The sequence below is a fragment of the Pseudoxanthomonas sp. CCNWLW251 genome (assembly GCF_037402255.1).
In the GTDB taxonomy this organism is placed as follows: domain Bacteria; phylum Pseudomonadota; class Gammaproteobacteria; order Xanthomonadales; family Xanthomonadaceae; genus Pseudoxanthomonas_A.
In genome coordinates this window covers 854952-878860 of the sequence record NZ_JBBEGA010000001.1, presented here as the reverse complement: position 1 = coordinate 878860, position 23909 = coordinate 854952, and the positions used below count along the sequence as shown (strand labels likewise).

The window sequence follows — 23909 nt, the reverse complement described above, 5'->3', positions numbered from 1 at the left end:
TGCGCGGAGGCTTCGGCTAGAATCGACGGTTCACGCCCGAAGGGTTCGGGCATCCCTCGCCATTCTACCCATGCCCTCTGCCTCCCCCGCGTCTGATCGTTGGATTGTTCTCAAGTTTGGCGGCACCTCGGTGTCGCGTCGCCACCGCTGGAACACGATCGGCGCGCTGGCGAAAAAACGCGCGGAAGAAAATGATGCCCGCATCCTGGTGGTGGTGTCGGCCCTGTCCGGCGTCACCAACGAACTGACCGCGATTGCCGATGGTGCGACGGACAGCGCGGAGCGCGTGGCGAAGCTGGAACAGCGCCACCGCGAGTTCCTCGCCGAACTTGAGCTCGATGCGGAGGCCGTGCTGGGCGATCGCCTCGCCGCGCTGCGCAACCTGCTGGCCGATTCGCGTGCCGCCGGCCGTGCGCTGGACTGGCAGGCCGAGGTGCTGGGGCAGGGCGAACTGCTGTCCTCCACGCTGGGCGCGGCCTACCTGCGCGCGCAGGGGCTGGACTTCGGCTGGGTCGATGCGCGCCACTGGCTGCAGGCCAACTTCCTGCCCAACCAGAGCCCGTGGGCGCAGCGGCTGTCGGTGTCGTGCAACACCGCGCCCGACCAGGACTGGCGCCGCGCGTTCGCGGGGCAGTCCAGCCGCATGCTGCTGACGCAGGGCTTCATCTCGCGGCATGCCGATGGTGGCACCGCCATCCTCGGTCGTGGAGGCTCGGACACGTCGGCGGCGTACTTCGGTGCGCTGCTCGGTGCCCAGCGCGTGGAGATATGGACCGACGTGCCCGGCATGTTCAGCGCCAATCCGCGCGAAGTGCCCGACGCGCGCCTGCTGACGCGCCTGGACTACTACGAGGCCCAGGAAATCGCGACCACCGGTGCCAAGGTGCTGCATCCGCGCTCGATCAAGCCGTGCCGCGATGCTGGCGTGGCGATGGCGATCCTGGATACGGAGCGCCCCGATCTTCCCGGCACCACCATCGATGGCAGCGCTATCACGGTGCCCGGCGTGAAGGCGGTCAGCCGCCGCAACGGCATCGTGCTGGTGTCGATGGAAGGCATCGGCATGTGGCAGCAGGTGGGCTTCCTGGCCGACGTGTTCGCCCGCTTCAAGAAGCACGGCCTGTCGGTGGACCTGATCGGTTCGTCGGAGACCAACGTCACCGTGTCGCTGGACCCCAGCGAGAACCTGGTCAATACCGACGTGCTGGCCGCGCTTTCCGCCGACCTGGCCGAGATCTGCCGGGTGAAGGTGATCGCGCCGTGCACGGCGATCACCCTGGTCGGCCGGGGCATGCGCTCGCTGCTGCACAAGCTGTCGGACGTGTGGGCGATGTTCGGCCGTGAACGCGTGCACTTGATCTCGCAGTCGTCGAACGACCTGAACCTGACGTTCGTGATCGATGAAGCGGACGCGGAGGGCCTGTTGCCCGTGCTGCACGAGGCGCTGATCGACAGTGGCGCGATGCCGACCGACGAAGCCAGCGTGTTCGGCCCCAGCTGGCGCGAGATCAACGGCGCCGTGCGTCATCGTGGCGTGCGCTGGTGGAGTGCCGCCGCAGCGCGTGCAAGACTGCTTTCGCTCGCGCAGGCGGGCACGCCACGCTATGCGTACAACCTGGATGTCGTGCGTGCCCGAGCGCGCGCACTGGCTGGCATCGGCGCGGTGGATCGGCGCTTCTTCGCGATCAAGGCCAACTCGCATCCGGCCATCCTGCGCGCGCTGGTGGAGGAAGGGTTCGGGCTGGAGTGCGTGTCGCGCGGCGAACTGGAGCATGTGTTCGAGGTGGCGCCGACGCTCGCCATGCAGGATGTGCTGTTCACGCCGAGCTTCGCGCCACGCGAGGAGTACGCGTTTGCGCTCGACAAAGGCATCAACGTCACCCTGGACAATGTCGAGGCGCTGCAGCAGTGGCCGGAGGTCTTTCGGGGGCATCGCGTGTGGTTGCGCGTGGACCTGGGGCGCGGCGACGGCCACCACGACAAGGTGAAGACCGGGGGCAAGACATCGAAGTTCGGCCTGCCCCTGGTGAAGCTCGAGGAGTTCCTGGCCGCCGCCCGTGCGCTCGATGTGCGCGTGACTGGCCTGCACGCGCACCTGGGCAGTGGCGTGGAGAGCGCGCAGCACTGGAACCAGATCGCCGACGAGCTTGGCGGACTGGCCGATCAGATCGGCACCATCGAGACCATCGACATCGGTGGCGGACTGCCCATCCCGTATGCCGAGACGGACGAACCCTTCGATCTCGCGGCATGGGGTGAAGGCCTTGCCGCGATCAAGGCGGCGTATCCGGCATATCAGTTGGTGATCGAGCCGGGCCGCTACCTGGTGGCGGAATCCGGCGTACTGCTGGCGCATGTGACGCAGGTGGTGGAGAAGCTGGGCATCCGGCGAGTGGGCAGTGATGCCGGCATGCACACCCTGATCCGGCCAGCGCTGTACGACGCCTGGCACGATGTGGGCAACCTATCGCGGCTGGACGACGAAGCGCAGGAACCCTTCGATGTGGTGGGCCCGATCTGCGAGTCGAGCGACGTGTTCGGCAAGCGTCGCCGGCTGCCCTCGGCAATGGCGGAAGGCGACGTACTCCTGTTCTCGGATGCAGGAGCGTACGGCTACGTGATGGCGAGCCATTACAACCTGCGTGGGTTGCCGGCTGAAGACGTGATCGAAGGAATGGCAGGCGATGACGCCGCGCACTGAGTTCACCCTGCTCAGCATGCTGATGGCGGCGGCGGTGCTGGTCGGCGTGCTGCTGCTCATGGATGCCGATCGGCGCGCCCCCGGCGTGCGCGACGTGCTGTCCGCGCTGAGGTTCGCGCCCGCCGCTTTGCTGGCGACAGGTGCGGGGACATGGTTCGTCACCCGCTGGCACGCGCGCGCCAGGTCGGTGGGACGCGACTGGAAGCCCGGTGGCATGACGCTGCGCACGTTGCTGGTGGTGTTCCTGCTGTTCCCGGTCTCGCTGGCGGCCTGGGCCATGGTCGCCCTGGGCGTCGACCAGATCGTGGCCGATGCGCCTGGCGCCATGGGCGACGCCATGGGCTGGTTGCCGGTCATCGTGTTTTACGGTTCGCTGGCCGCGCTGCTGTTCGGTGCCGTGCCCGCTTTCATCCTTGAATATTTTGCCTGTCGCCGCTTCCTGCGCCGGCAGGCGGTGCTTTCCACGGGTCACGCATGACGACTTTCGACAAATCCAGCATCCGCGTCTTCCGCTTTGTCCGCTGTTCCTTCGATGCGGAGACGGGCGTCGCGCGCCTGGTCTATGCCTTCGACGAAGGTCCTGAGCTGACCGAGACCGTTACCGTTCCCGGCGCACCCTTCACCCTGGACGCGACCCGCTCGCGCGCCGTCGAGCAGGCTGTGCGCCTGCTGCACCTGATCACCGGCGTCAGCTACTACAAGGCGGCGGTGCCCAATGAAATCCGGATCGACGGCTATGCCATCGACGCAGCCACGGCGGTGCTGCTGGAGCAGGTGTACGTACACGGGCTGGGCGAATTCGCGTACCGCAACGGGCTGAGCCTGCACGGCCGCGTGCGCTTTCCCGTCGGCGCACAGACGCCGGCTCCCGCTGCCGTCACGGGCCTGCGCGAGCATGCGCTGGTCGCCATCGGCGGCGGCAAGGATTCGCTGGTCAGCATCGAGGCGCTGCGGGGTGCCGGCATCGACCAGACGGTGACCTGGATCGGTGGCTCGCAGCTGATCGCAGCCTGCGCGGCGCGTACCGGCCTGCCGACGCTCAACATCGGCCGCGCGCTGGCGCCGGAGTTGTTCGATTACAACCGGCAGGGGGCGTGGAATGGGCATGTCCCGGTCACCGCGATCAACTCGGCCATCATGGTGCTGGCCGCGCTGCTGCAGGGCGTGGACCAGGTGGTGTTCTCCAACGAGCGCTCGGCCAGCTACGGCAGCATGATCCCCGGCACGGGCGAAGTGAACCACCAATGGTCGAAGGGGTGGGCGTTCGAGCGCGCGTTCGGCGACTTCGTGCAATCGCATGTCGCCGCCGACCTGCATTACTACTCGTTGTTGCGCCCGCTGTCGGAGCTGGCGGTGGCGCGGCAGTTCGCGCGTACCGATCACTACGATGCCCATTTTTCCAGCTGCAACCGCAACTTCCACCTGCTGGGCGAGCGCCCGACCAATCGCTGGTGCGGTGTCTGCCCGAAATGCCATTTCGTGTTCCTCGCGCTGGCGCCCTTCATGCCCAAGCCGCGACTGGTCGGCATCTTCGGACGCAACCTGCTCGATGACGCGAACCAGACGGGTGGCTTCGATGCCTTGCTGGAGTACCAGGACCACAAGCCGTTCGAATGCGTCGGCGAAGGCCAGGAATCGCGCGCGGCGATGGCCGTGCTGGGCGATCGGCCGGAATGGCGCGAGGACGTGATCGTGGCGCGCTTCAATCATGAGATCCGCCCGCAGCTGGATGCCGCAGCGCTGGCGGTGGCCCCGTTGCTGGAGATCGGCGGCGAGCACCGCATTCCGGCCGCGCTGTGGGAGCGACTGCGTGCGAATTTCGCAGCTTGAGGGTCGACGTGTCGCTCTGTGGGGATGGGGGCGCGAGGGTCGCGCCGCCCATCACGCCGTGCGATCGCGGTTGCCGTCGCTGCCGTTGACGCTGTTCTGCAACGAAGCGGAAGCGGCGGAAGCGACCGCGCTGGGCGACCACCAGCTATCCGTGGAAACGCACGCGACGGGCGAGCGGCTTTCTGCGTTCGACATCGTCATCAAGTCGCCGGGCATCAGCCCGTATGCACCCATCGCGCTTTCGGCAACGGAAGCGGGAACGCGCTTTGTGGGCGGCACCAGCCTCTGGTTCGCCGAGCATGCGCAGGCCGACGGTATCGTCGCGCACTCGATATGTGTCACCGGCACCAAGGGCAAGAGCACCACGACGTCGCTGCTCGCGCACCTGTTGCGTGCAGCCGGGCATCGCACCGCGCTCGCGGGTAATATCGGCCTGCCGTTGCTGGAAGTCCTGGAACCACAGCCCGCGCCGGACTACTGGGCGATCGAGCTGTCCAGTTACCAGACGGGTGATGTCGTCGCCAGCGATGCCCGCCCCGACATCGCCATCGTGCTGAACCTGTTCCCGGAGCACCTGGATTGGCATGGCAGCGAGGCGCGCTACATCGAAGACAAGCTGAAGCTGGTCACCGGCGCGCACCCCCGTGTCGCGGTGCTGAACGCCGCCGATCCCCGCCTGGCGGCCCTGTCGCTGCCGCGAAGCGACGTGCACTGGTTCAACCATGCCGACGGCTGGCACCTGCGCGAAGATGCGCTGTACCGGGGCGACGCCTTCGTGATGGACACCCGGCCGTTGCCGTTGCCCGGGCGCCACAACCGCAGCAACCTCTGCGCGGTGCTGACAGCGCTGGAGGCGGCGGCCATCGAGGCGCTGCCGCTCGCGGCGCATGCAAGTTCATTCCGCCCTCTGCCCAATCGTCTGCAGACGATGGGCACCCGCGCAGGCATCACCTGGGTCAACGATTCCATCAGCACCACGCCGCATGCCACGCTGGCGGCGCTGGAGTGCTTCGCCGGCCGGCGCATCGCGTTGCTGGTCGGTGGTCATGACCGTGGCGTGGACTGGTCGGATTTCGCGGCGCACATGCGTGTGCAGGCACCGCACGCGATCATCACGATGGGCGCGAATGGCCCGCGTATCCATGCGCTGCTGGCGGCGGTCGCAGCTGAGGGTGGTTTCAGCCTGGCAGGCGTGGAGACCTTGCCGGAGGCCGTCGCCGCCGCACGCGCGGCGCTGGACGGCGACGGCGTCGTCCTACTGTCGCCCGGCGCACCGAGCTTCGGCCAGTATCGGGATTACGTGGCACGCGGACGGCATTTCGCGGAACTGGCGGGCTTCGATCCCGACGGCATCACGGCCATTCCCGGTCTCGGCATTGCCTGAGCGCGACCGCGCACGCGCCGTCAAGCCCGGCGCGCAGGGGCGGCGTACACTGCGTCTGAACCCCGACGAGGAGTCGACGATGCGCCGCATCCCGCTGTTGCCGTGCCTGCTGTTTCTCCTGTGGTCCCCCTCGCTGCTGGCTGCCCCTGTCGCCACGCCGGTCGACTGGACCCTCGGTGGCGATACTTTTTCGGGCTACCTCGTCTACGACGACAGCGTGAAGCAGCCACGCCCGGGTCTGGTGATGGTGCCGAACTGGAAAGGCGTCAACGCGTCCGCGATCGAGAAGGCACACGTGGTCGCCGGTGATGACTATGTGGTGCTGGTTGCCGATGTCTACGGCAAGGGCATCCGCCCGGGTACGGATGCCGAGGCTGGTCCCGTCGCCAACGCGATGCGCGCCGATCGTCCGAAACTTCGTGCCCGCATACAGAAGGCGGTCGAGATGCTGCGGCAGCAGCCGGCCACGCTGGTGGACCGCGCCCGCATCGGTGCGTTCGGCTACTGCTTCGGTGGCAGCACGGTGCTGGAGCTGGTACGTGCCGGAGATGCACTGGCAGGTGTCGTCAGCTTGCATGGTGGGCTGGCGACCGACCTGCCGGCGGCCGGGCCGGTGAAGTCGCCGGTGCTGGTGCTCAATGGAGGCGACGATACCTACGTGTCGGCCGCGGAGATCTCCGCTTTCCAGGACGAGATGCGCAAGGCCGGTGCCGATTGGCAGTTCGTGAACTTCAGCGGCGCGGTGCACTGCTTCGCCGAAGCCGATGCCCGGAATCCGCCGGGCTGTGTCTACCACGAGCGCTCGGCCAGGCGGGCCTACCGGATGATGGCGGACTTCTTCGCCGAGGTGTTCGCGAAGTGACGCGCCGCGCGGGTCAGTGTCCGCGCTCCACGGCGTAACGCGCCAGGCCGCGCAGGGCCGCCAGGGCATCGGATTCGGGCAGGCCATGGAGCGCCTGTTCGGCCGCCGCCGCATACTGGTTCGCGCGCTCGCGGCTGTATTCCAGTCCACCCGTGGCGCCGATGGCGGCCAGGACGTCGGGCATCGCATCGGCATCACCGGACTGCACGACGGCGCGCAGGCGTTCCGAGGTCGCGGGGTCGGAGTGGCGTATCGCATGGATCAACGGCAGCGTCGCCTTGCCTTCCGCCAGGTCGTCGCCGAGATTCTTGCCAAGGGCTTCGGCATCGGCGGTGTAATCCAGGACGTCGTCGGCGATCTGGAAGGCGTAGCCCAGCGCCATGCCGTAGTCGTACAGGCGGCGTTGCGTGGCCACATCCGCGCCCGACGCCATCGCGCCCAGTTGCGTGCCCGCCGCGAACAGCACGGCGGTCTTGCGCTCGATCACGCGCAGGTAGGCCGCTTCGTCCGTATCCGGGTTGTGGACGTGCAGCAGTTGCAGTACTTCGCCCTCGGCGATCCGGTTGGTGGTGTCGGCCAGCAGGCGCATCACGTCCATGCGGTCCAGTTCCACCATCAACTGGAAGCTGCGCGAGTACAGGAAATCGCCCACCAGCACGCTGGGCGCATTGCCCCACAGGGCATTGGCCGTGCTGCGGCCACGGCGCAGGTCGGACTCGTCCACCACATCGTCGTGCAGCAGGGTGGAGGTGTGGATGAACTCGATGATCGCCGCCAGCTGGTGGTGGTTTGGCGTGGTCGGGCCGCAGGCCTGGCCGGCCAGGACCACCAGCATGGGGCGCAGGCGCTTGCCACCGGCAGAAATGATGTGGTCGGCGATCTGGTTGATCAGCGCTACGTCCGAGGCCAGGCGCGCCCGGATCAGGGCGTCCACGGATGCCATGTCGGCGTGGGCGAGCGACTGGATGCCGGGCAGGGCCAGCGCGATGCGGGGGGATTCGACGACGGACATGGGACGAGGGGCCGGGAAGTCACTGAATTATAGGGGCTTGGCTGCGGCAATGCCCTACATGTGAGCTGGCGGAAAGCCGATGGCCGGGGTCCGGCAGGTATACTCCACTGGTCTTTGCCCGCGCTTGGCGGGCATCCCTGAACGGATATCGATATGGCCCGCGGCATCAACAAAGTCATCCTGGTCGGCAACCTCGGCAACGACCCCGAAACCCGATACACGCAGGGCGGCATGGCGATCACACGGATCAGCCTCGCCACGACCAGCGTGCGAAAGGACAAGGACGGCAACCAGCAGGAGCGCACCGAATGGCACCGCGTGGTGTTCTTCGGCAAGCTCGGCGAGATCGCCGGCGAGTACCTGCGCAAGGGCAGCTCGGTGTACGTCGAAGGCTCGCTGCGTTACGACAAGTACACCGGCCAGGATGGCCAGGAGAAATATTCGACCGACATCATTGCCGACGAGATGCAGATGCTCGGTGGTCGCGAAGGTGGCGGTGGAGCAGGCGGCGGAGACCGTCCGGCCCGCGCACCGCGACAGGACTACGGCAACCAGGGCGGCGGACAGCGTCGTCCTGCGCCGGCCCCGGCATCCCAGCCGGCGCCGATGGATGACTTTGCCGATGATGATATTCCGTTCTGAGGCGTGACAGTTACAGAACGATAGTGACGCAACCAATACTGGATATATAAGGAGCAATACGTGCCCACATGGCTTGTCACCGGCGGCGCCGGTTTCATTGGGGGAAATTTCGTCCTGCGCGCGGTCGCGCAGGGAGTGAAGGTAGTCAATCTGGACGCGCTGACGTACGCGGGCAACCTCGATACGCTGGCGTCGATCAAGGACAGTCCCCTGCATGTGTTTGCGCACGGCGATATCGGTGATCGTTCGCTGGTGGCGCGATTGCTTGCCGAGCACACGCCGGATGCCGTGGTGAACTTCGCCGCTGAAAGCCATGTGGATCGCTCCATCGACGGCCCCGGAGCATTCATCCAGACCAATGTGGTGGGCACGCTGGGTCTGCTCGAATCCGTCAGGGATTACTGGAAGTCGCTTGACGTCGAGCGTCGCGAGTCCTTCCGGTTCCTCCACGTCTCCACCGACGAGGTGTATGGATCGCTGGGGGATACCGGCAAGTTCACGGAGACGACGCCCTATGCGCCGAACTCGCCTTACTCGGCATCGAAGGCCGCATCCGACCATCTCGTGCGTGCGTTCCACCATACATACGGACTGCCGGTACTGACCACCAATTGTTCGAACAACTATGGTCCGTACCATTTTCCCGAGAAGCTGATTCCCCTGATCATCGCTCGCGCCCTCGCTGGCGAGCCGTTGCCAGTGTATGGGGATGGCAAGAATGTCCGCGACTGGCTGTTCGTGGGCGACCACTGCAATGCCATTCGCACGGTGCTCCAGAAGGGGCGGGTAGGCGAGACCTACAACGTCGGCGGCAATGCGGAGAAGCAGAACATCGACGTCGTGCACACGATCTGCGCATTGCTTGATGCCCGCGTGCCCCGGGGCGACGGTCAGCCACGCAGCAGCCAGATCACCTTCGTCACCGACCGGCCAGGCCATGATCGACGCTATGCGATCGACGCGTCCAAGCTGCGCGACGAGCTGGGATGGGAGCCGGAATACACCTTCGAGCAGGGCATAGGCGAAACCGTCGACTGGTACCTGTCCAACCAGGATTGGGTGCGGCGCGTGCTGGATGGCAGCTACCGCCTCGAGCGCATCGGCGCCGCCGCCTGAACCGGGAGTGCTGAACATGACGACGCGCAAAGGCATCATCCTGGCGGGGGGCTCCGGCACCCGCCTTTATCCTCTGACCCAGGCCATCAGCAAGCAGCTGCTCCCGGTCTACGACAAGCCCATGATCTATTACCCGCTCAGCGTGCTGATGCTGGCGGGCATCCGCGATGTTCTGGTGATCAACACACCGCACGAGCAGGCACTGTTCAAGGCGCTGCTCGGCAATGGATCCCAGTGGGGCATGAACATCGAATACGCGGTCCAGCCAAGCCCGGATGGCCTGGCACAGGCTTACCTCATCGGTCGCGACTTCGTCGACGGAAAGCCGAGCTGCCTGGTTCTGGGTGACAATATTTTCTATGGGCACGGATTTACTGATCAATTGCGCCGCGCGGATGCTCGCGAGAGTGGTGCTACCGTCTTCGGGTACTGGGTCAACGATCCCGAACGGTACGGTGTCGCGGAGTTCGACAATGACGGACGCGTGATCGGCATCGAAGAAAAGCCATCTGCGCCGCGCTCCAACTATGCCGTCACCGGTCTTTACTTCTACGATGGGCAGGCGAGCGACTACGCAGCATCGCTTAAACCATCACCCCGTGGTGAGTTGGAAATCACGGACCTCAATCGCTGTTATCTCGATGCCGGCAACCTGCACCTGGAACAGCTTGGCCGTGGACACGCCTGGCTCGATACCGGCACGCACCAGTCGCTTCTCGAGGCGTCGAACTTTATCGAAACCATCGAGGCGCGCCAGGGGTTGCGCGTGTGCTGCCCTGAAGAGATTGCCTATGGCAATGGCTGGATAGATGCGGCTCAGCTGGAGAAGTTGGCGGCGCCACTGGCCAAGAATGGATACGGTCAGTATCTACTGTCTCTTGCTGAGCGTGGAGTCGTCAAATGAAAATAGTTGAAACCAGTCTGCCGGGTTGCGTGGTAGTTGAGCCAGCAGTCTTTGGCGACGACCGCGGCTTCTTCTTCGAGACATGGAACGCGGATCGCTACGGCCAGCAGGGACTGCCGACGAAGTTCGTGCAGAGCAATGTGTCCTCCTCCTCGCGTGGAGTGCTGCGTGGACTGCACTACCAATGGCCGAATCCCCAAGGGAAACTGGTCAGTGTGCTGGAGGGCGAAGTTTACGATGTCGCTGTCGACATCCGTCGCGGGTCGCCCACTTTCGGCCAATGGGCTGCGGTGGTCCTGAGCGCTGAGAACAAGCGCCAGTTCTGGATCCCGGAGGGCTTCGCGCACGGCTTCGCGGTGCTATCCGAACGGGCGATATTCAGTTATCTGTGCACAGCCCAGTACGACAAGGCAGCAGATGCTGGCGTACGGTGGAACGACCCTGCCATCGGCATCGACTGGCCGGTGTCCGCGCCGTTGCTGTCCGCCAAGGATGAAGCCGCACCTTTGCTGGCGGACATCGCGCCGGAGCGGCTGCCGGTATACGTGCCGTGACGTTCCTGTTGCTGGGCGCCAATGGGCAGGTTGGCAATGAGTTGCGGCGAAGCCTGGCGGCGATGGGCGAGGTCGTGCCTACGACGCGGTCCGGTCAGCTGCCCGATGGTGGCCGCTGTGAGATTGCCGACTTCGACCGGCCGGACACCCTGGTTGAGCTGGTCGAGCGCATCCAGCCCACGGTTGTCATCAATGCAGCCGCCTACACGGCGGTGGACAAGGCGGAAGACGACATCGAGGCCGCGTTTCGCGCGAACGCGGAGGCGCCGGGTGTGCTGGCACGGGCATGTGCGGACCGCGGCCTTCCTTTCGTGCACTACTCGACGGACTATGTCTTCGACGGGCAGGGCACACGTCCCTACCGCGAAGATGACGCGACCTCGCCGCTCGGCGTATACGGCGCCAGCAAACTGGCCGGTGAAGAGGCGGTACGCGAGGCCGGTGGCCGGCACGTGATCCTGCGAACCGCGTGGGTCTATGGCCAGTACGGCCACAATTTCCTGAGAACCATGCTGAGAGTGGGGACCGACCGGGACGAACTGCGCGTGGTGGCCGATCAGAGCGGCACGCCTACCCCCGCGAGTCTGATCGCGGACGTGACGGTCGAATTGTTGCGCCAGCAGGCCGAGGTTTCCGGCACCTTCCATCTGACGCCGCGCGGCGAGACGAGTTGGCACGGTTTCGCGGAAGCCATCTTCGATGACGCGGTCGCGCAGGGGTTGCTGGCGCGCGCGCCCCGCGTTCTGGCCATCACGACGGCGGATTACCCCACGCGGGCAAAGCGCCCCTCCTATTCGCGGCTTGACGTGGGCAAGCTCGAACAGCAACTGGGGCGTCCGCTGCCGGACTGGCGGACTGGTTTGCAACAGGTGCTCGGCGGCTGACGGTCGGCACACAGCCACGCTCCGCCACCCGTGTTCCGCGACCTTTGAACCCGGACTCGTGAGTGTGGAACGATGGCCTCCTGCATCGCCTGGGGCGGCAGTATGACGAAGTGGATCCATCTGGCCGTCAAGGCCATCTTGTTGTACGTGTGCTTTGCCGCTGTGTCTGCGGAGGCGGCGAACGACGTAGACGTGGGCGCGTTCGTCCGCAAGGACAAGTTCGACGACATCAAGCTCTCGCCGGGCGGGGAGTACTATGCCGCCACCGTCAGGCTCGAGGACAGGACCGCACTCGCGATCATGTTGAGGAGCGGCAACAAGCTGACCGCGCACTTCGTGCTGGGGAAGAACACGCACGTGTCCGGCTTCTGGTGGGTAAACTCGGAGCGCGTACTGATTTCCATCTCCGAGAAGTACGGCGCGCTGGACGAGCCTCAGCCGACCGGTGAGCTGTACGGGATCAATGCCGACGGCACCAAGCTGGAGATGCTCGTCGGCTACCGGGTGCAAAGTCGTGGCGCAGGGACTCGCATCCAGCCGAAGAAGGTCGAGGATGTCGCGGCGTTCCTGGTCGATACCCTTCCGGGTGACGACAAGAACGTCGTCATTTCCGTATGGCCCTTCAGCGAAGATCCTTACACACGTGCGGAGCGCATGGACGTGTACTCCGGTCGACGGACACAGGTGGCGCGCGCGCCGATCCGGCGAGCCAGCTTCGTGACCGACAACGCCGGTATCGTGCGGTTCGCCAGTGGCGCCGGTTCCGACAATATCCGAAAGCTCTACTACCGGTCGGGTGAAGGCGCCGAATGGTCGCTGATCAACGACGAGTCCGCGACTGGCGTCGGCGAGTATGCGATTGGATTTTCCGCAGATGACCGAATCGCCTATCTGCTGAGCGAGCAGCGCAAGGGTCCCAATATCATCGTTGCCTACGACGTGAATTCGGGTCAGCGCAAGACCGTGCTGCAGGATGTCACGGTCGATCCGTATGCCATCCTCTACAGCGATGGTGTCGTGGGTCTGGACGCCGACGCAACCGGTGGCCGCGTACCGGTGGGCGCGCTGTATATGGATGGGCGTCCCCGCACGGCTTTCTTCGACAAGGCAGCCAAGGAGGCGATCCTGCAGCGGGAACTGGAGCAGGCTTTCGCCGGACACACCGTCGGCATCACCTCCATCACGGCCGATGGCCGCACTGCGCTGGTCGAGATGTCCAGTGACCGCAACCCGGGCGATTTCTACCTCTTCCGCATCAACGAAAGGAAGGCGGATTATCTGCTCAGCCGTCGGGACTGGTTCGATCCCGAGGCGATGGCCGAGTCCAAGCCGGTGCAGTTGGTCGCGCGTGATGGCTCGCCACTGCATGGCTACCTGACCTTGCCCAGGGGCGTGGAGCCACGCAACCTCCCCTTGGTCGTGCTTCCGCACGGCGGACCTTTCGGCGTGCGCGATATGTGGCACTTCGATGACGAAGCGCAGATGCTTGCCGGTGCTGGGTACGCCGTCCTCCAGCCGAACTTCCGGGGATCCGGTGGCTACGGCCGCACGTTCCGGGAAGCGGGTGCCCGTCAGTGGGGCCTGGCCATGCAGGACGATGTCACCGATGCGACCAAGTGGGCCATCCAGCAGGGCATCGCCGATCCTCGCCGCATCTGCATTTATGGCGCGAGCTATGGCGCATATGCGGCTGTCACGGGTGCAGCCAAGGAACCCGGGCTCTATCGCTGTGCCGCCGGATACGTGGGTGTCTACGACCTTCCGATGATGCATACGCGTGGCGACGTGCAGCGACGGGGCTCGGGTGATACCTATCTGAATCAGTGGATCGGGCCGCGCAATGAACTGGCTGCGGTTTCGCCGGTCAACATGGCCGACAGGATCAAGGTGCCGGTGTTCCTTGCCGCCGGTGGCGAGGACGAACGCGCCCCGGTTCAGCACACTGAAATCATGGAGCGTCGCCTGAAGGCCGCAGGCGTGCCGGTCGAGTCGCTGTACTACAAGACGGAAGGGCATGGCTTCTACATGGAAGCCAACCAACGCGAGTACTACACGAAGCTGCTGGACTTCTTCCACCGCCACCTCGGTGGTGCGAAGGCCAAGTAGGCAGCCTGTTCGATCCAGCCACAACGGCGCCTGCGGGCGCCGTTGTCGTTCATGCCTTGCGCATCATCCGTTTCAATGCGGGTGCCGCCACCAGTGCCAGGGCCGCGCACCCCAGGCCGATCCACATCATCAGCCAGAACAGGTCCGCGTACCCTGCGGCTGCCTGCGCGATGTCCCATGTCTGGCCTTCCGGGATATCCACGGCCGCCAGCTTGCCGAACTGCGCCGCCAGGGTTTCGGAGAAGGCGGTGGCGAGCAGCCACATGCCCATCATCAGCCCCACCACGCGCGGCACGGACAACTCGGTGACGGCCGCGAGGCTGACGGGTGCCAGGCACATCTCGCCGATTTCCAGCAGCAGGTAGGCGAGCACCAGCCACCACACGCTGGCCATCGCGCCGGTGTCGCCCACCTGTTGCGCGGCGATGGCGAGCGGTACGAATGAAAGTCCGCCGAACAGCAGGCCCAGCGCACCCTTCAACGGCTTTGACGGATCGCGGCCGCGCCGCCCCAACGCCGCCCACAGCCACGCGAAGATCGGCGCCAGCACCACCAGGAATAGCGCGCCGAGATAGGTCAGCGATCCCGCTGTCTGCGGGAGCACGACGGAATCGCGAAGTACCAGCAGCACCATCACGCCGGCAGTTCCGAGGAAAACGGCGCGCGGAAATCCCGTCATCGGGTTGCGCTCTGAGGCACGAACGGCGACGACGAAGGCAAGGGGCATTGCCAGCAGCCCCCACGTGGACCAGGGTGCGGTGGAAAGGAACATGCGGGTGTTCGCCGCCAGGCTGTCCGACCACACCACCACGCCTTGGGCCTGCACCAGTGACGGGAACAGATCCTTGGTCAGCAGGCGGTCGGTGAACATCACCCACGAGCCGTAGGTCTGCTCGTAGAGCGTGAAGAACACCAGGCACATGAAGATCATCGCCATCAGCGCGATCATCTGCCGTCGCTGCGGCGGCGTGCATTGCGTGGTGACGAACCAGGTGAACCAGGCGAGCACCAGCATCAGCACCACGAGCATCAACACCAGCGCCAGCGAGAGTTCGCCACCCAGCGCGAAAGCGCCGTTCGCCGCCGCCCACATCAGCCAGGCCAACGGCAATACACCGAGCGACGCGGCCAGGTAGATCGTCCACTCGCGCCTCAGGCCCAGCACCGATGTGCGCAGTGCCGGCGGCGACGGCGGCTCCGCATGGCCTTGCAGATAGCGCTGGCCCCACAGGAACATCGCCAGGCCCAGCAGCATGCCGATGCCGGCGGCGCCGAAGCCGTACTTCCATCCCAGCGTCTCGCCCAGGTAACCGCAGACCAGCGAGGCCAGCAGCGCGCCCAGGTTGATGCCCGCATAGAACAGGCTGAAGCCTCCATCGCGGCGCGGATCGCCCACCGGATAAAGGCGGCCGACGATGCCGGTGATGTTCGGCTTGAGGAAGCCCACGCCCATCACGATCAACGCCAGCGACAGATACATCGTGCGCAGTGCGCCTTCGTCGCGCGTCACCACGCCGCCATCCGAGACCGCCGCCGCGCCCTCCAACGCCATGCCGGCATGGCCGGCGACCAGCAGCAGTCCGCCGAACACCACGGCCTTGCGCATGCCCAGCCAGCGGTCCGCCAGCAGTCCGCCGATCACGGGGATGCAGTAGACCAGACCGCCATACGCACCGATCAGGTCATAGCCGGCGCCGTCGGCGAACAGGTGGTACTTGGTCAGGTAGAGCAGCAGCAACGCCTTCATGCCATAGAAGGAGAAGCGCTCCCACATCTCGGTGAAGAAGCAGACGTAGACGCCCTTGGGATGGCCGAGGAAGTCGTCGCGGCCGGCAATCGCGGGGGCAGGGTGGCTCAAGGACCGCTCCAGCATCGGGAAACCGGCCGAGTATAGGCGGCACGCCGGAGCATGCAGCTGGACTTGCCGGGCAGCGGACGCTAGCGTGTCCGCTTTCCGCCATTCGGGAACGCATCATGAGCTCGCCGGGGACCCCGCAACTTACTTTCCGTGCCGTCGTGCTGGCCATCGTGCTGGCCGTCGTGCTGTCGGCCGCCAATGCCTACCTGGGCCTGTTCGCCGGCCTGACCGTGGCTACCGCCATCCCGGCGGCCGTCGTCTCGATGGGCGTGCTGCGCCTGCTGGGCGGCGGCACGATCCTGGAGAACAACATCGTGCAGACCGGTGCCTCGGCCGGTTCGTCGATCGCAGCGGGCGTGATCTTCACGATCCCCGCGTTGATCATCCTGGGCTACTGGCAGGACTTCCAGTATTCCTGGGTGCTGGCCATCGCCGGTCTCGGCGGCCTGCTGGGCGTGCTGTTCTCGGTGCCGCTGCGCCGCTCGATGATCGTCGAGGAGCCGCTGCCGTTTCCCGAGGGCAAGGCTGCGGCGGAAGTGTTGAAGGCGGGTGAGAATCCCGGTCCGGGCCTGAAGATCCTCGCGTTCTCCGCCGCCATCGGGGCCGTGCTGAAAGTCGCCGCGCACAGCGGCATGCGCCTGATCCCGGACACGGCGGCCGGCGCGAGCTTCTTCGGCAAGTACCTCGGCTACCTGGGTACCAACCTGTCGCCGGCGCTGCTGGGCGTGGGCTACATCGTGGGCCTTAACATCGGCATCGTGGTGCTGTCCGGTAGCATCCTGTCCTGGCACATCGCCATTCCGCTGTACCACATGGCGTTCATGGGCACCGATCCTGCGCTCGCGCAGAGCATCGCGGGAGCGGGGCCGGAGGACATCGCGGGTGCGATCTGGTCGGCCAAGATCCGCTACCTGGGTGTCGGCGCCATGCTGATCGGCGGCGTGTGGACGCTGTTCTCCCTGCGCAAGTCGCTGCTGTCGGGCGTGAAGAGCGGCATCGCCGCCGCGCGCGCCGGATCGGGCGGTGCGGAAGTCGCGGAGACCGAGCGCGACCTGCCGATGAAGTGGATGCTGGTTGCCCTGGTGGTGTTCGTGCTGCCGTTGCTGCTGCTGTACCAGGCCATCGTCGGCATGTGGCACGTCAGCATCCCGATGGCGATCATCATGATCGTGGCGGGCTTCCTGTTCGTGTCCGTCTCGGCCTACCTGGCCGGCCTGGTGGGTTCATCGAACAACCCGGTGTCGGGCATCACCATCGCCACCATCCTGTTCGCCTCGGTCGTGCTGCTGCTGTTGCTGGGCGAGAGCGGGCGCATGGCAGTCGGGGTGGGTGGTGCGCCGCTGGGCGCGGTCGCCGCGATCATGATCGGCGCGGTGGTGTGCTGCGCGGCGGCGGTGGGCGGCGACAACCTGCAGGATCTCAAGGCCGGCTACATCGTCGGCGCCACGCCGTGGAAGCAGCAGCTGATGCTGGGCATCGGTGCGTTCTCCTGCGCGCTGATCATGGCGCCGGTGCTGAACATCCTGTCCGAGGCCTACGGCATCGGCGCGCCGACGGCCGAACATCCAAACCCGCTGTCCGCACCGCAGGCCACGCTGATGGCCTCGGTCGCCAAGGGCCTGTTCGGCGGCGAACTGCCGTGGGGCATCATCGCCATTGGCGCCGTCATCGGCGCGGTCATCATCGCCATCGACGAGATGCTGAAGGCCCGGAAAAGCAGCTTCCGCGTGCCGGTGCTTGCGGCTGCCATCGGCATCTACCTGCCGCTGGAACTGATGGTGCCGATCTTCCTCGGCGGCCTGCTGGCGTATCTGGTCGAGAAGCGCCATGGCATGGTGGGTACGAAGGACGAAGAAGCGCGCGATCGCATCCATCGCCCCGGCACCTTGTTTGCCGCCGGCCTGATCACCGGTGAGGCGCTGATGGGCATTGCGGTCGGCATCGCCATCTACGTGTCCAAGGATCGCGATGTGCTGGTGCTGCCGGAAGCGTTCCAGCGGGGCGAGATCGTTGGCCTGGTCATCCTGGCCATCGTCGGGTGGCTGCTGTACCGCACCGGCGCCAAGTCGAAGGCGCTGGGCGACGTGGAGCCCGGTCCCCGCTGACCGGACACATGGCGCAAAGGCGTGACCTCACGCCTTTGCGCCCCGGCGCGCTTAGCGCCTACCATCGGGGTTTCCCTGTTGCCGGAGCCCCGGATGAAGCTGAAATCCGCCCTGTTGCCCCTTTGCCTGCTGGCGGCGCTGCCGTCACTGGCTACAGCCCGCGGCCTGGACGTGCGCGACCTGCAGAAGCTGGACCGCGTGTCCTCGCCCGTGCTGTCGCCGGACGGCGGCACCGTCGTATTTGCCAAGCGCACCGTCGATGCCGAGGTGGTCAAGGCCAGCAGCAGCCTGTGGGTCCGCAACTTGCTGACCCGCGACATGGCGCCGCCCAAGCGGCTGACACCGGAAGGCTGGAGCGCTAACTCGCCGTCGTTCTCCCCGGATGGGAGGACTGTCTACTTCCTGAGCGCGAAGTCCGGCACACAGCAGTTGTACGCGATGCCGGCCGGCGGCGGCACGCCGAAGCAGCTGACGGCCTTCGCTCTCGACGTAGCCGGTTACAAACTCTCGCCCGATGGAACGCGCGTGCTCTTCAGCACCGATACCTTCGCCGAGTGCAAGGCCGATTTCGCCTGTACGAAGAAGAAGCTCGACGACACCGCCGCGCGCAAGAGCACCGGCGTGGTCTACGACGGCCTGTTCGTCCGCCACTGGGACACTTGGGCCGACGGCCGCCGCAGCCGCCTGTTCGTGGCCGCATTGCCGGAAGGCAAGGCCAAGCCGGCCGCCACCGCCACCTCGCTCACGGACACGATCGATGGCGATGCGCCGTCCAAGCCGTTTGGCGGCGCCGACGAGTACACCTGGTCACCCGACGGCAGCGCCGTCGTCGCCGCGATCCGCGTCGCAGGCAAGGGCGAAGCCTGGTCCACCAACTTCGATCTGTACCAGTTCGCCGCCGATGGCAGCACGGCACCGGTCAACCTGACTGCCGCGAATCCGGCGTGGGACACCGGTCCGATGTTCAGCGCCGACGGCAAGACCCTCTACTACCGCGCGATGAAGCGGCCCGGCTTCGAAGCCGACCGCTTTGGGCTGATGGCGATGGATCTCGCCACGAAGCAGGTGCGCGAGATCGCGCCGACGTGGGACCGTTCCGCCGACGGCATCGTGCTGTCGAAGGATGGTGCGACGATCTACACCACCGCACAGGACGTGGGCCAGCATCCGTTGTTTTCCGTCGATGTGGCGAGCGGTTCGGTGAAGTCGGTCGTCGGCGAAGGCAGCATCTCCGCCTTCGACATCGCGGGCGACACCCTGGCGCTCACCCGCAACACGCTGAAGAGCGGCGACCAGCTGTTCACCACGACGCTCTCGGGCGCACCGCTGCGCGCGATCACGCCGAGCGCGCAGGAAGCCTTGGGCGACGTCAGCTTCGGCGACTTCGAACAGTTCAACTTCAAGGGCTGGAACAACGAGACCGTGCACGGCTACGTGGTCAAGCCGCACGATTACGTCGAAGGGAAGAAGTACCCGGTGGCGTTCCTGATCCATGGCGGCCCACAGGGCAGCTTCGGCAACGGCTGGAGCTATCGCTGGAATCCGCAGACCTATGCCGGCCAGGGCTACGCCGTGGTGATGATCGATTTTCACGGTTCGACCGGCTACGGCCAGGCCTTCACCGACGCGATCAGCCAGCATTGGGGCGATCGGCCGCTGGAAGACCTGCAGAAGGGCTGGGCGGCGGCGCAGAAGCAGTACGCCTTCCTTGATGGCAAGAATGCGTGCGCGCTCGGGGCCAGCTATGGCGGCTACATGATCAACTGGATCGCCGGCAACTGGAACGAGCCGTGGAAGTGCCTGGTCAACCACGACGGCGTGTTCGACATCCGTTCGATGGGCTACGTGACAGAGGAATTGTGGTTCACCGAGTGGGAGAACGGCGGCACGCCGTACGACGTGCCGAAGAACGTCGAGAAGTTCAATCCGGTCAACCACGTGGCCAAGTGGCGCGTGCCGATGCTGGTGGTGCAGGGCGAGAAGGACTACCGCGTGCCGGTGGACCAGGGCCTGTCCACGTTCACCGCCCTGCAGCGCAAGGGCATCGACTCCAAGCTGCTGTACTTCCCGGACGAGAACCACTGGGTGCTCAAGCCGCAGAACAGCATCCTGTGGCACGACACCGTCAACGCCTGGCTGAAGCAGCACATCGGCCGCTGAGCGCCTTGCGAAAGGGCCGGTCACGCCGGCCCTTTTTCTTTACCTGAAGGAGAACGACGCCGATGGCGATCGCAGCCACCGAACCCTCCACCGCGCTGATCCAGAACGACATCGTCCTGTTCGGCCTGATCGCCGCCACGCTGGGCATCATCTTCTGGACGTCCTCGCGGGACACCGGCGTCTTCAAGAAGTTCTATACCTACGTCCCGGCGCTGCTGCTGTGCTATTTCATTCCCGGCATCTACAACAGCATCGACCTGATCGACGGCAACGCGAGCAAGCTCTACAACCCCGTGGCCAGTCGCGTGCTGCTGCCTGCCGCTCTGGTGCTGCTGACGCTGACCATCGACCTGAAGGGCGTGCTGAAGCTCGGTCCGAAACTGCTGGCGATGTATGCCGGTGCGTCGATCAGCGTGATGCTGGGCGCGTGGGTCGCGTTCTGGCTGATGGGTGTGATCCATCCCGAAACCGTCGCTGGCGATACCTGGGGCGGCATGGCGGCACTGGCGGGCAGCTGGATCGGCGGCGGCGCCAACATGCTCGCGATGAAGGAAGTTTTCGCCGTGGACGAGACCACGTTCGGCCAGTTCGTCGTGGTGGATGTCAGCGTGGGTTACGTGTGGATGGCGGTGCTGATCTTCCTGGCCAACCGCGCGCAGGCGATCGATGCACGCACCGGCGCGGACACGCGCGCGATCGAAGACCTCAAGCAGCGGCTGGCCCACTACCAGAAGCAGCACGAGCGGGTGACCACGCTGCCGGACCTGATGGTCATCCTGGGTATCGCCTTCGGCACCGTGGGCCTGTCGCATGCCATCGCCGGGCCGGCCTCGTCGTGGTTCGCGCAGAACGTGTCGTGGGCGAAGCAGGTCAGCCTGCACGAGCCTTTCGTATGGGTCGTGGTGCTGTCGACGTTCGTTGGCCTCGGCCTGAGCCTGACCCGTGCGCGCACGCTGGATGGCGCGGGCGCATCGAAGATCGGCGCGCTGTTCCTGTACATCCTTATCGCGTGCATCGGCATGCAGATGGACATCGGCTCGCTGGCCGACAAGCCCTGGCTGCTGGCGTTGGGCCTGATCTGGATCCTGGTCCACATCGTTCTGTTGCTGCTGCTGGCCAAGCTGCTGCGCGTGCCGTTCTTCTATTTCGCGATGGGGTCGCAGAGCAACATCGGTGGGCCAGCCTCGGCGCCCGTGGTGGCCACGGTGTTCCATCCGTCACTGGCGCCGGTGGGTGCACTGCTGGGTGCGCTGGGTTATGCGACCGGTACCGTGGCGGCTTACGTCGTCGGCGTGGTGTTGCGCGGTATGGCGGGGCAGGGCTGACCACGGAAACCCTGTAGGAGCGACGTAAGTCGCGACGCTGATCTTTCCGGTCGCGACTTACGTCGCCCCTACAGGAAGGCCAGAATGAAAAAGGGCGAAGCCATCGGCTTCGCCCTTTTTGTTTCTTTCAGGTCACGCTGCCTCAGCAGCAGCGGAACCCGCTCTTTCCTCCGAACCTGGCCTCCTGCCGTTCGCGGAAGAAGGTCTTGTAATCCATCGGCTCGCGGTCGGGATGCTTCTCCAGGATGTGCCGGACATAGTTGTCGTAGTCGGGCACGCCGCAGCACAGCCGTGCCGTCTGCACCAGCCTCCGCCACACACGCTTGTGCGTGGCGAAGTGCGAGAGCGGGACGAGTTCCGTGCCCATGGCCTACAGCCAGGCCTTCTGCTGCTCTTCGCTCAGTGCGACGAACGGCGTCTCGCGATCGCTTCGCTCGCTGCTGGCGCGCGCCTTCAGGATGCCCTTGATCGCATAGACCAGCACGCTGAACACCACGAACAGGAACAGGATGGTCAGGCCGGTGTTGACGTAGCTGTTCACCACTACCTGGTGCATCTGGCTCATGCTCTTCGCCGCGCCGAGCAACTGGCCGTCGGCGATGGCGGCCTGGTACTTCTTCGCCTGCGCCACGAAGCCGACCGCGGGATTGCTGTCGAAGATCTTGATCAGGCCGGCATAGGTCGTGCAGATCAGCAGCCAGATCGCCGGAACGACGGTGACCCAGGCGTAGCGGTCGCGCTTCATCTTGAACAGCACCACCGTGCACAGCATCAGCGCGATGCCGGCGAGCATCTGGTTGGCGATGCCGAACAGCGGCCACAGCGTGTTGATGCCGCCCAGCGGATCGACCACGCCCTGGTACAGGAAGTAGCCCCACAGTGCGACGCAGCCTGCCGTGCCGATGACGTTCGCCCCCCAGGAATCCGTCCTGCGCAGCGGCGGGATGAAGTTGCCCAGCAGGTCCTGCAGCATGAAGCGGCCCGCGCGGGTGCCGGCATCCACCGCCGTAAGGATGAACAAGGCTTCGAACAGGATGGCGAAGTGGTACCAGAACGCCATCATCGCGTCGCCGCCGGGCAGCGCGTCGTGCAGGATCACCGCGATGCCGACCGCCAGCGTCGGTGCGCCGCCGGCACGCGAAATGATGGTGCCTTCGCCGATGTTGTGTGCCGTCTGTTCCAGCATCTCGGGCGTCACCAGGAAGCCCCAACTGCTGACCTTCGCGGCCACGTCCACCGCCGTGGTGCCGATGGCGGCGGCCGGGCTGTTCATGGCGAAGTACACGCCGGGCTCGATGATGGAGGCCGCGACCAGCGCCATGATGGCGACGAACGATTCCATCAGCATGCCGCCGTAGCCGATGTAGCGCGCGTGGGTTTCATTGGCGAGCAGCTTGGGCGTGGTGCCCGAAGCGATCAGCGCGTGGAAGCCCGACACTGCGCCGCAGGCGATGGTGATGAACAGGAACGGGAACAGGCCGCCCTTCCACACCGGGCCGTCGCCGGTGCTGGCGAACTGCGTCAGCGCCGGCATCTTCAGCGAGGTCACTTCCGGGCTGGCGATGACGATGCCGATCGCCAGCGCCACGATCACGCCGATCTTGAGGAAGGTCGACAGGTAATCGCGCGGTGCCAGCAGCAGCCACACGGGCAGCACGGCGGCGACGAAGCCATAACCGATCAGCATCCAGGTGATCTGGGTGCCGGTGAAGGTGAAGGCGGGACCCCAGGTGGGATGCGCGCCGACCTTGCCACCGAACCAGATGGCCAGCAGCAGCAGGATGATGCCTACCACCGAGATCTCGCCGATCTTGCCGGGACGGATGTAGCGCATGTAGATGCCCATGAGGATCGCGATGGGCATCGTCGCGATCACCGTGAACATGCCCCACGGGCTTTCGGCCAGCGCCTTCACCACGATCATCGCCAGCACCGCGAGGATGATGATCATGATCAGGAACGCACCGAACAGCGCGATCGTGCCGGCCACCTGGCCCATTTCCTCACGGACCAGATCCCCGAGCGAACGGCCGTTGCGGCGGCTGGAGATGAACAGGACCATGAAGTCCTGTACCGCGCCCGCCAGTACCACGCCCGCGATCAGCCACAGCATGCCGGGCAGGTAGCCCATCTGCGCGGCGAGCACCGGGCCCACCAGCGGGCCAGCGCCCGCGATGGCGGCGAAGTGGTGGCCGAACAACACGTGCTTGTTGGTGGGCACGTAGTCCAGGCCGTCATTGTTCAAGTGCGCGGGGGTTGCCCGGCGCGGATCCAGCCCCATCACGTTCTTGGCGATGTACAGGCTGTAGTAGCGATAGGCGACCAGGTAGATGGACACCGCCGCCACGACGATCCACAGCGCGCTTATCTGCTCGCCCTGGCGCAACGCCACCACACCCAGACACACCGCACCAAGCAGCGCGAGCGCCGCCCAGCCGATCTTGGAAAAACCGTTCATTCGGCAAC

Annotated in this window: 18 protein-coding genes; 14 read left to right on the top strand and 4 right to left on the bottom strand. The window is 65.7% G+C overall.

Annotation, left to right across the window (positions count from 1 at the left end; genetic code table 11):
* The first annotated feature begins 70 nt into the window (after positions 1-70).
* The 5 genes from WBN46_RS04155 (at position 71) to WBN46_RS04135 (ending at position 6777) form a co-directional block, all read left to right on the top strand.
* A complete protein-coding gene (locus WBN46_RS04155; RefSeq protein ID WP_337730407.1) occupies positions 71-2701 on the top strand; it encodes a bifunctional aspartate kinase/diaminopimelate decarboxylase in 2631 nt (876 codons plus the stop codon).
* Positions 2685-3179 carry a hypothetical protein gene (locus WBN46_RS04150; RefSeq protein ID WP_337730406.1) on the top strand — a complete coding sequence of 165 codons (495 nt, stop codon included), beginning with the start codon at positions 2685-2687 and terminating at the stop codon, positions 3177-3179. Before WBN46_RS04155 ends, WBN46_RS04150 begins: the two co-directional genes overlap by 17 nt.
* On the top strand, positions 3176-4531 hold the full coding sequence (murL, locus tag WBN46_RS04145; protein ID WP_337730405.1) for a UDP-N-acetyl-alpha-D-muramoyl-L-alanyl-L-glutamate epimerase: 1356 nt from the start codon (positions 3176-3178) through the stop codon (positions 4529-4531). Before WBN46_RS04150 ends, murL begins: the two co-directional genes overlap by 4 nt.
* The gene (murD, locus tag WBN46_RS04140; RefSeq protein ID WP_337730404.1) at positions 4512-5915 is read left to right on the top strand and encodes a UDP-N-acetylmuramoyl-L-alanine--D-glutamate ligase; all 1404 of its coding nucleotides are present in this window, start codon (positions 4512-4514) and stop codon (positions 5913-5915) included. The genes murL and murD overlap by 20 nt, the downstream gene beginning before the upstream one ends.
* A 79-nt stretch (positions 5916-5994) precedes the next feature.
* Positions 5995-6777, top strand: a complete 783-nt coding sequence (locus WBN46_RS04135; protein ID WP_337730403.1) for a dienelactone hydrolase family protein — start codon at positions 5995-5997, stop codon at positions 6775-6777.
* A gap of 13 nt (positions 6778-6790) precedes the next feature.
* Here the strand turns inward: WBN46_RS04135 and WBN46_RS04130 are convergent, their stop codons facing one another.
* Positions 6791-7789: a polyprenyl synthetase family protein gene (locus WBN46_RS04130; RefSeq protein ID WP_337730402.1), complete on the bottom strand. Its 999-nt coding sequence runs from the start codon at positions 7787-7789 to the stop codon at positions 6791-6793.
* Positions 7790-7942: 153 nt separating this feature from the next.
* Here WBN46_RS04130 and WBN46_RS04125 point away from each other — a divergent pair, with 153 nt between their 5' ends.
* From WBN46_RS04125 to WBN46_RS04100, 6 genes are all read left to right on the top strand, one after another.
* Positions 7943-8431 carry a single-stranded DNA-binding protein gene (locus tag WBN46_RS04125; protein ID WP_192200427.1) on the top strand — a complete coding sequence of 163 codons (489 nt, stop codon included), beginning with the start codon at positions 7943-7945 and terminating at the stop codon, positions 8429-8431.
* Between the two features lie 60 nt (positions 8432-8491).
* Positions 8492-9547: a dTDP-glucose 4,6-dehydratase gene (gene rfbB / locus WBN46_RS04120; RefSeq protein ID WP_337730401.1), complete on the top strand. Its 1056-nt coding sequence runs from the start codon at positions 8492-8494 to the stop codon at positions 9545-9547.
* A 16-nt stretch (positions 9548-9563) separates the two neighbouring features.
* Entirely contained in the window at positions 9564-10451 is an 888-nt protein-coding gene (rfbA, locus tag WBN46_RS04115) for a glucose-1-phosphate thymidylyltransferase RfbA (RefSeq protein ID WP_337730400.1), read from the top strand.
* Positions 10448-11005: a dTDP-4-dehydrorhamnose 3,5-epimerase gene (gene rfbC / locus WBN46_RS04110; RefSeq protein ID WP_337730399.1), complete on the top strand. Its 558-nt coding sequence runs from the start codon at positions 10448-10450 to the stop codon at positions 11003-11005. The genes rfbA and rfbC overlap by 4 nt, the downstream gene beginning before the upstream one ends.
* Positions 11002-11889, top strand: coding sequence for a dTDP-4-dehydrorhamnose reductase (gene rfbD / locus WBN46_RS04105; RefSeq protein WP_337730398.1), 888 nt, complete (start codon positions 11002-11004; stop codon positions 11887-11889). Before rfbC ends, rfbD begins: the two co-directional genes overlap by 4 nt.
* A 102-nt stretch (positions 11890-11991) precedes the next feature.
* Positions 11992-13995, top strand: a complete 2004-nt coding sequence (locus tag WBN46_RS04100) for a S9 family peptidase (RefSeq protein WP_337730397.1) — start codon at positions 11992-11994, stop codon at positions 13993-13995.
* Positions 13996-14044: 49 nt separating this feature from the next.
* Here the strand turns inward: WBN46_RS04100 and WBN46_RS04095 are convergent, their stop codons facing one another.
* A complete protein-coding gene (locus tag WBN46_RS04095; RefSeq protein ID WP_337730396.1) occupies positions 14045-15853 on the bottom strand; it encodes a peptide MFS transporter in 1809 nt (602 codons plus the stop codon).
* A gap of 116 nt (positions 15854-15969) precedes the next feature.
* Here WBN46_RS04095 and WBN46_RS04090 point away from each other — a divergent pair, with 116 nt between their 5' ends.
* The 3 genes from WBN46_RS04090 to WBN46_RS04080 all read left to right on the top strand — a co-directional run bounded on the left by WBN46_RS04090 (position 15970) and on the right by WBN46_RS04080 (position 21443).
* Positions 15970-17958 carry an oligopeptide transporter, OPT family gene (locus WBN46_RS04090; RefSeq protein ID WP_337730395.1) on the top strand — a complete coding sequence of 663 codons (1989 nt, stop codon included), beginning with the start codon at positions 15970-15972 and terminating at the stop codon, positions 17956-17958.
* 93 nt (positions 17959-18051) lie between these two features.
* Positions 18052-20118, top strand: a complete 2067-nt coding sequence (locus WBN46_RS04085) for a S9 family peptidase (protein ID WP_337730394.1) — start codon at positions 18052-18054, stop codon at positions 20116-20118.
* Between the two features lie 62 nt (positions 20119-20180).
* Entirely contained in the window at positions 20181-21443 is a 1263-nt protein-coding gene (locus WBN46_RS04080) for a DUF819 family protein (RefSeq protein WP_337730393.1), read from the top strand.
* 142 nt (positions 21444-21585) lie between these two features.
* Here the strand turns inward: WBN46_RS04080 and WBN46_RS04075 are convergent, their stop codons facing one another.
* A complete protein-coding gene (locus tag WBN46_RS04075; RefSeq protein WP_062351234.1) occupies positions 21586-21810 on the bottom strand; it encodes a CstA-like transporter-associated (seleno)protein in 225 nt (74 codons plus the stop codon).
* A gap of 3 nt (positions 21811-21813) precedes the next feature.
* Positions 21814-23901 (bottom strand): carbon starvation CstA family protein, encoded by a 2088-nt coding sequence (locus WBN46_RS04070; RefSeq protein ID WP_337730392.1) that lies wholly within the window; start codon positions 23899-23901, stop codon positions 21814-21816.
* Between the last annotated feature and the right edge of the window lie 8 nt (positions 23902-23909).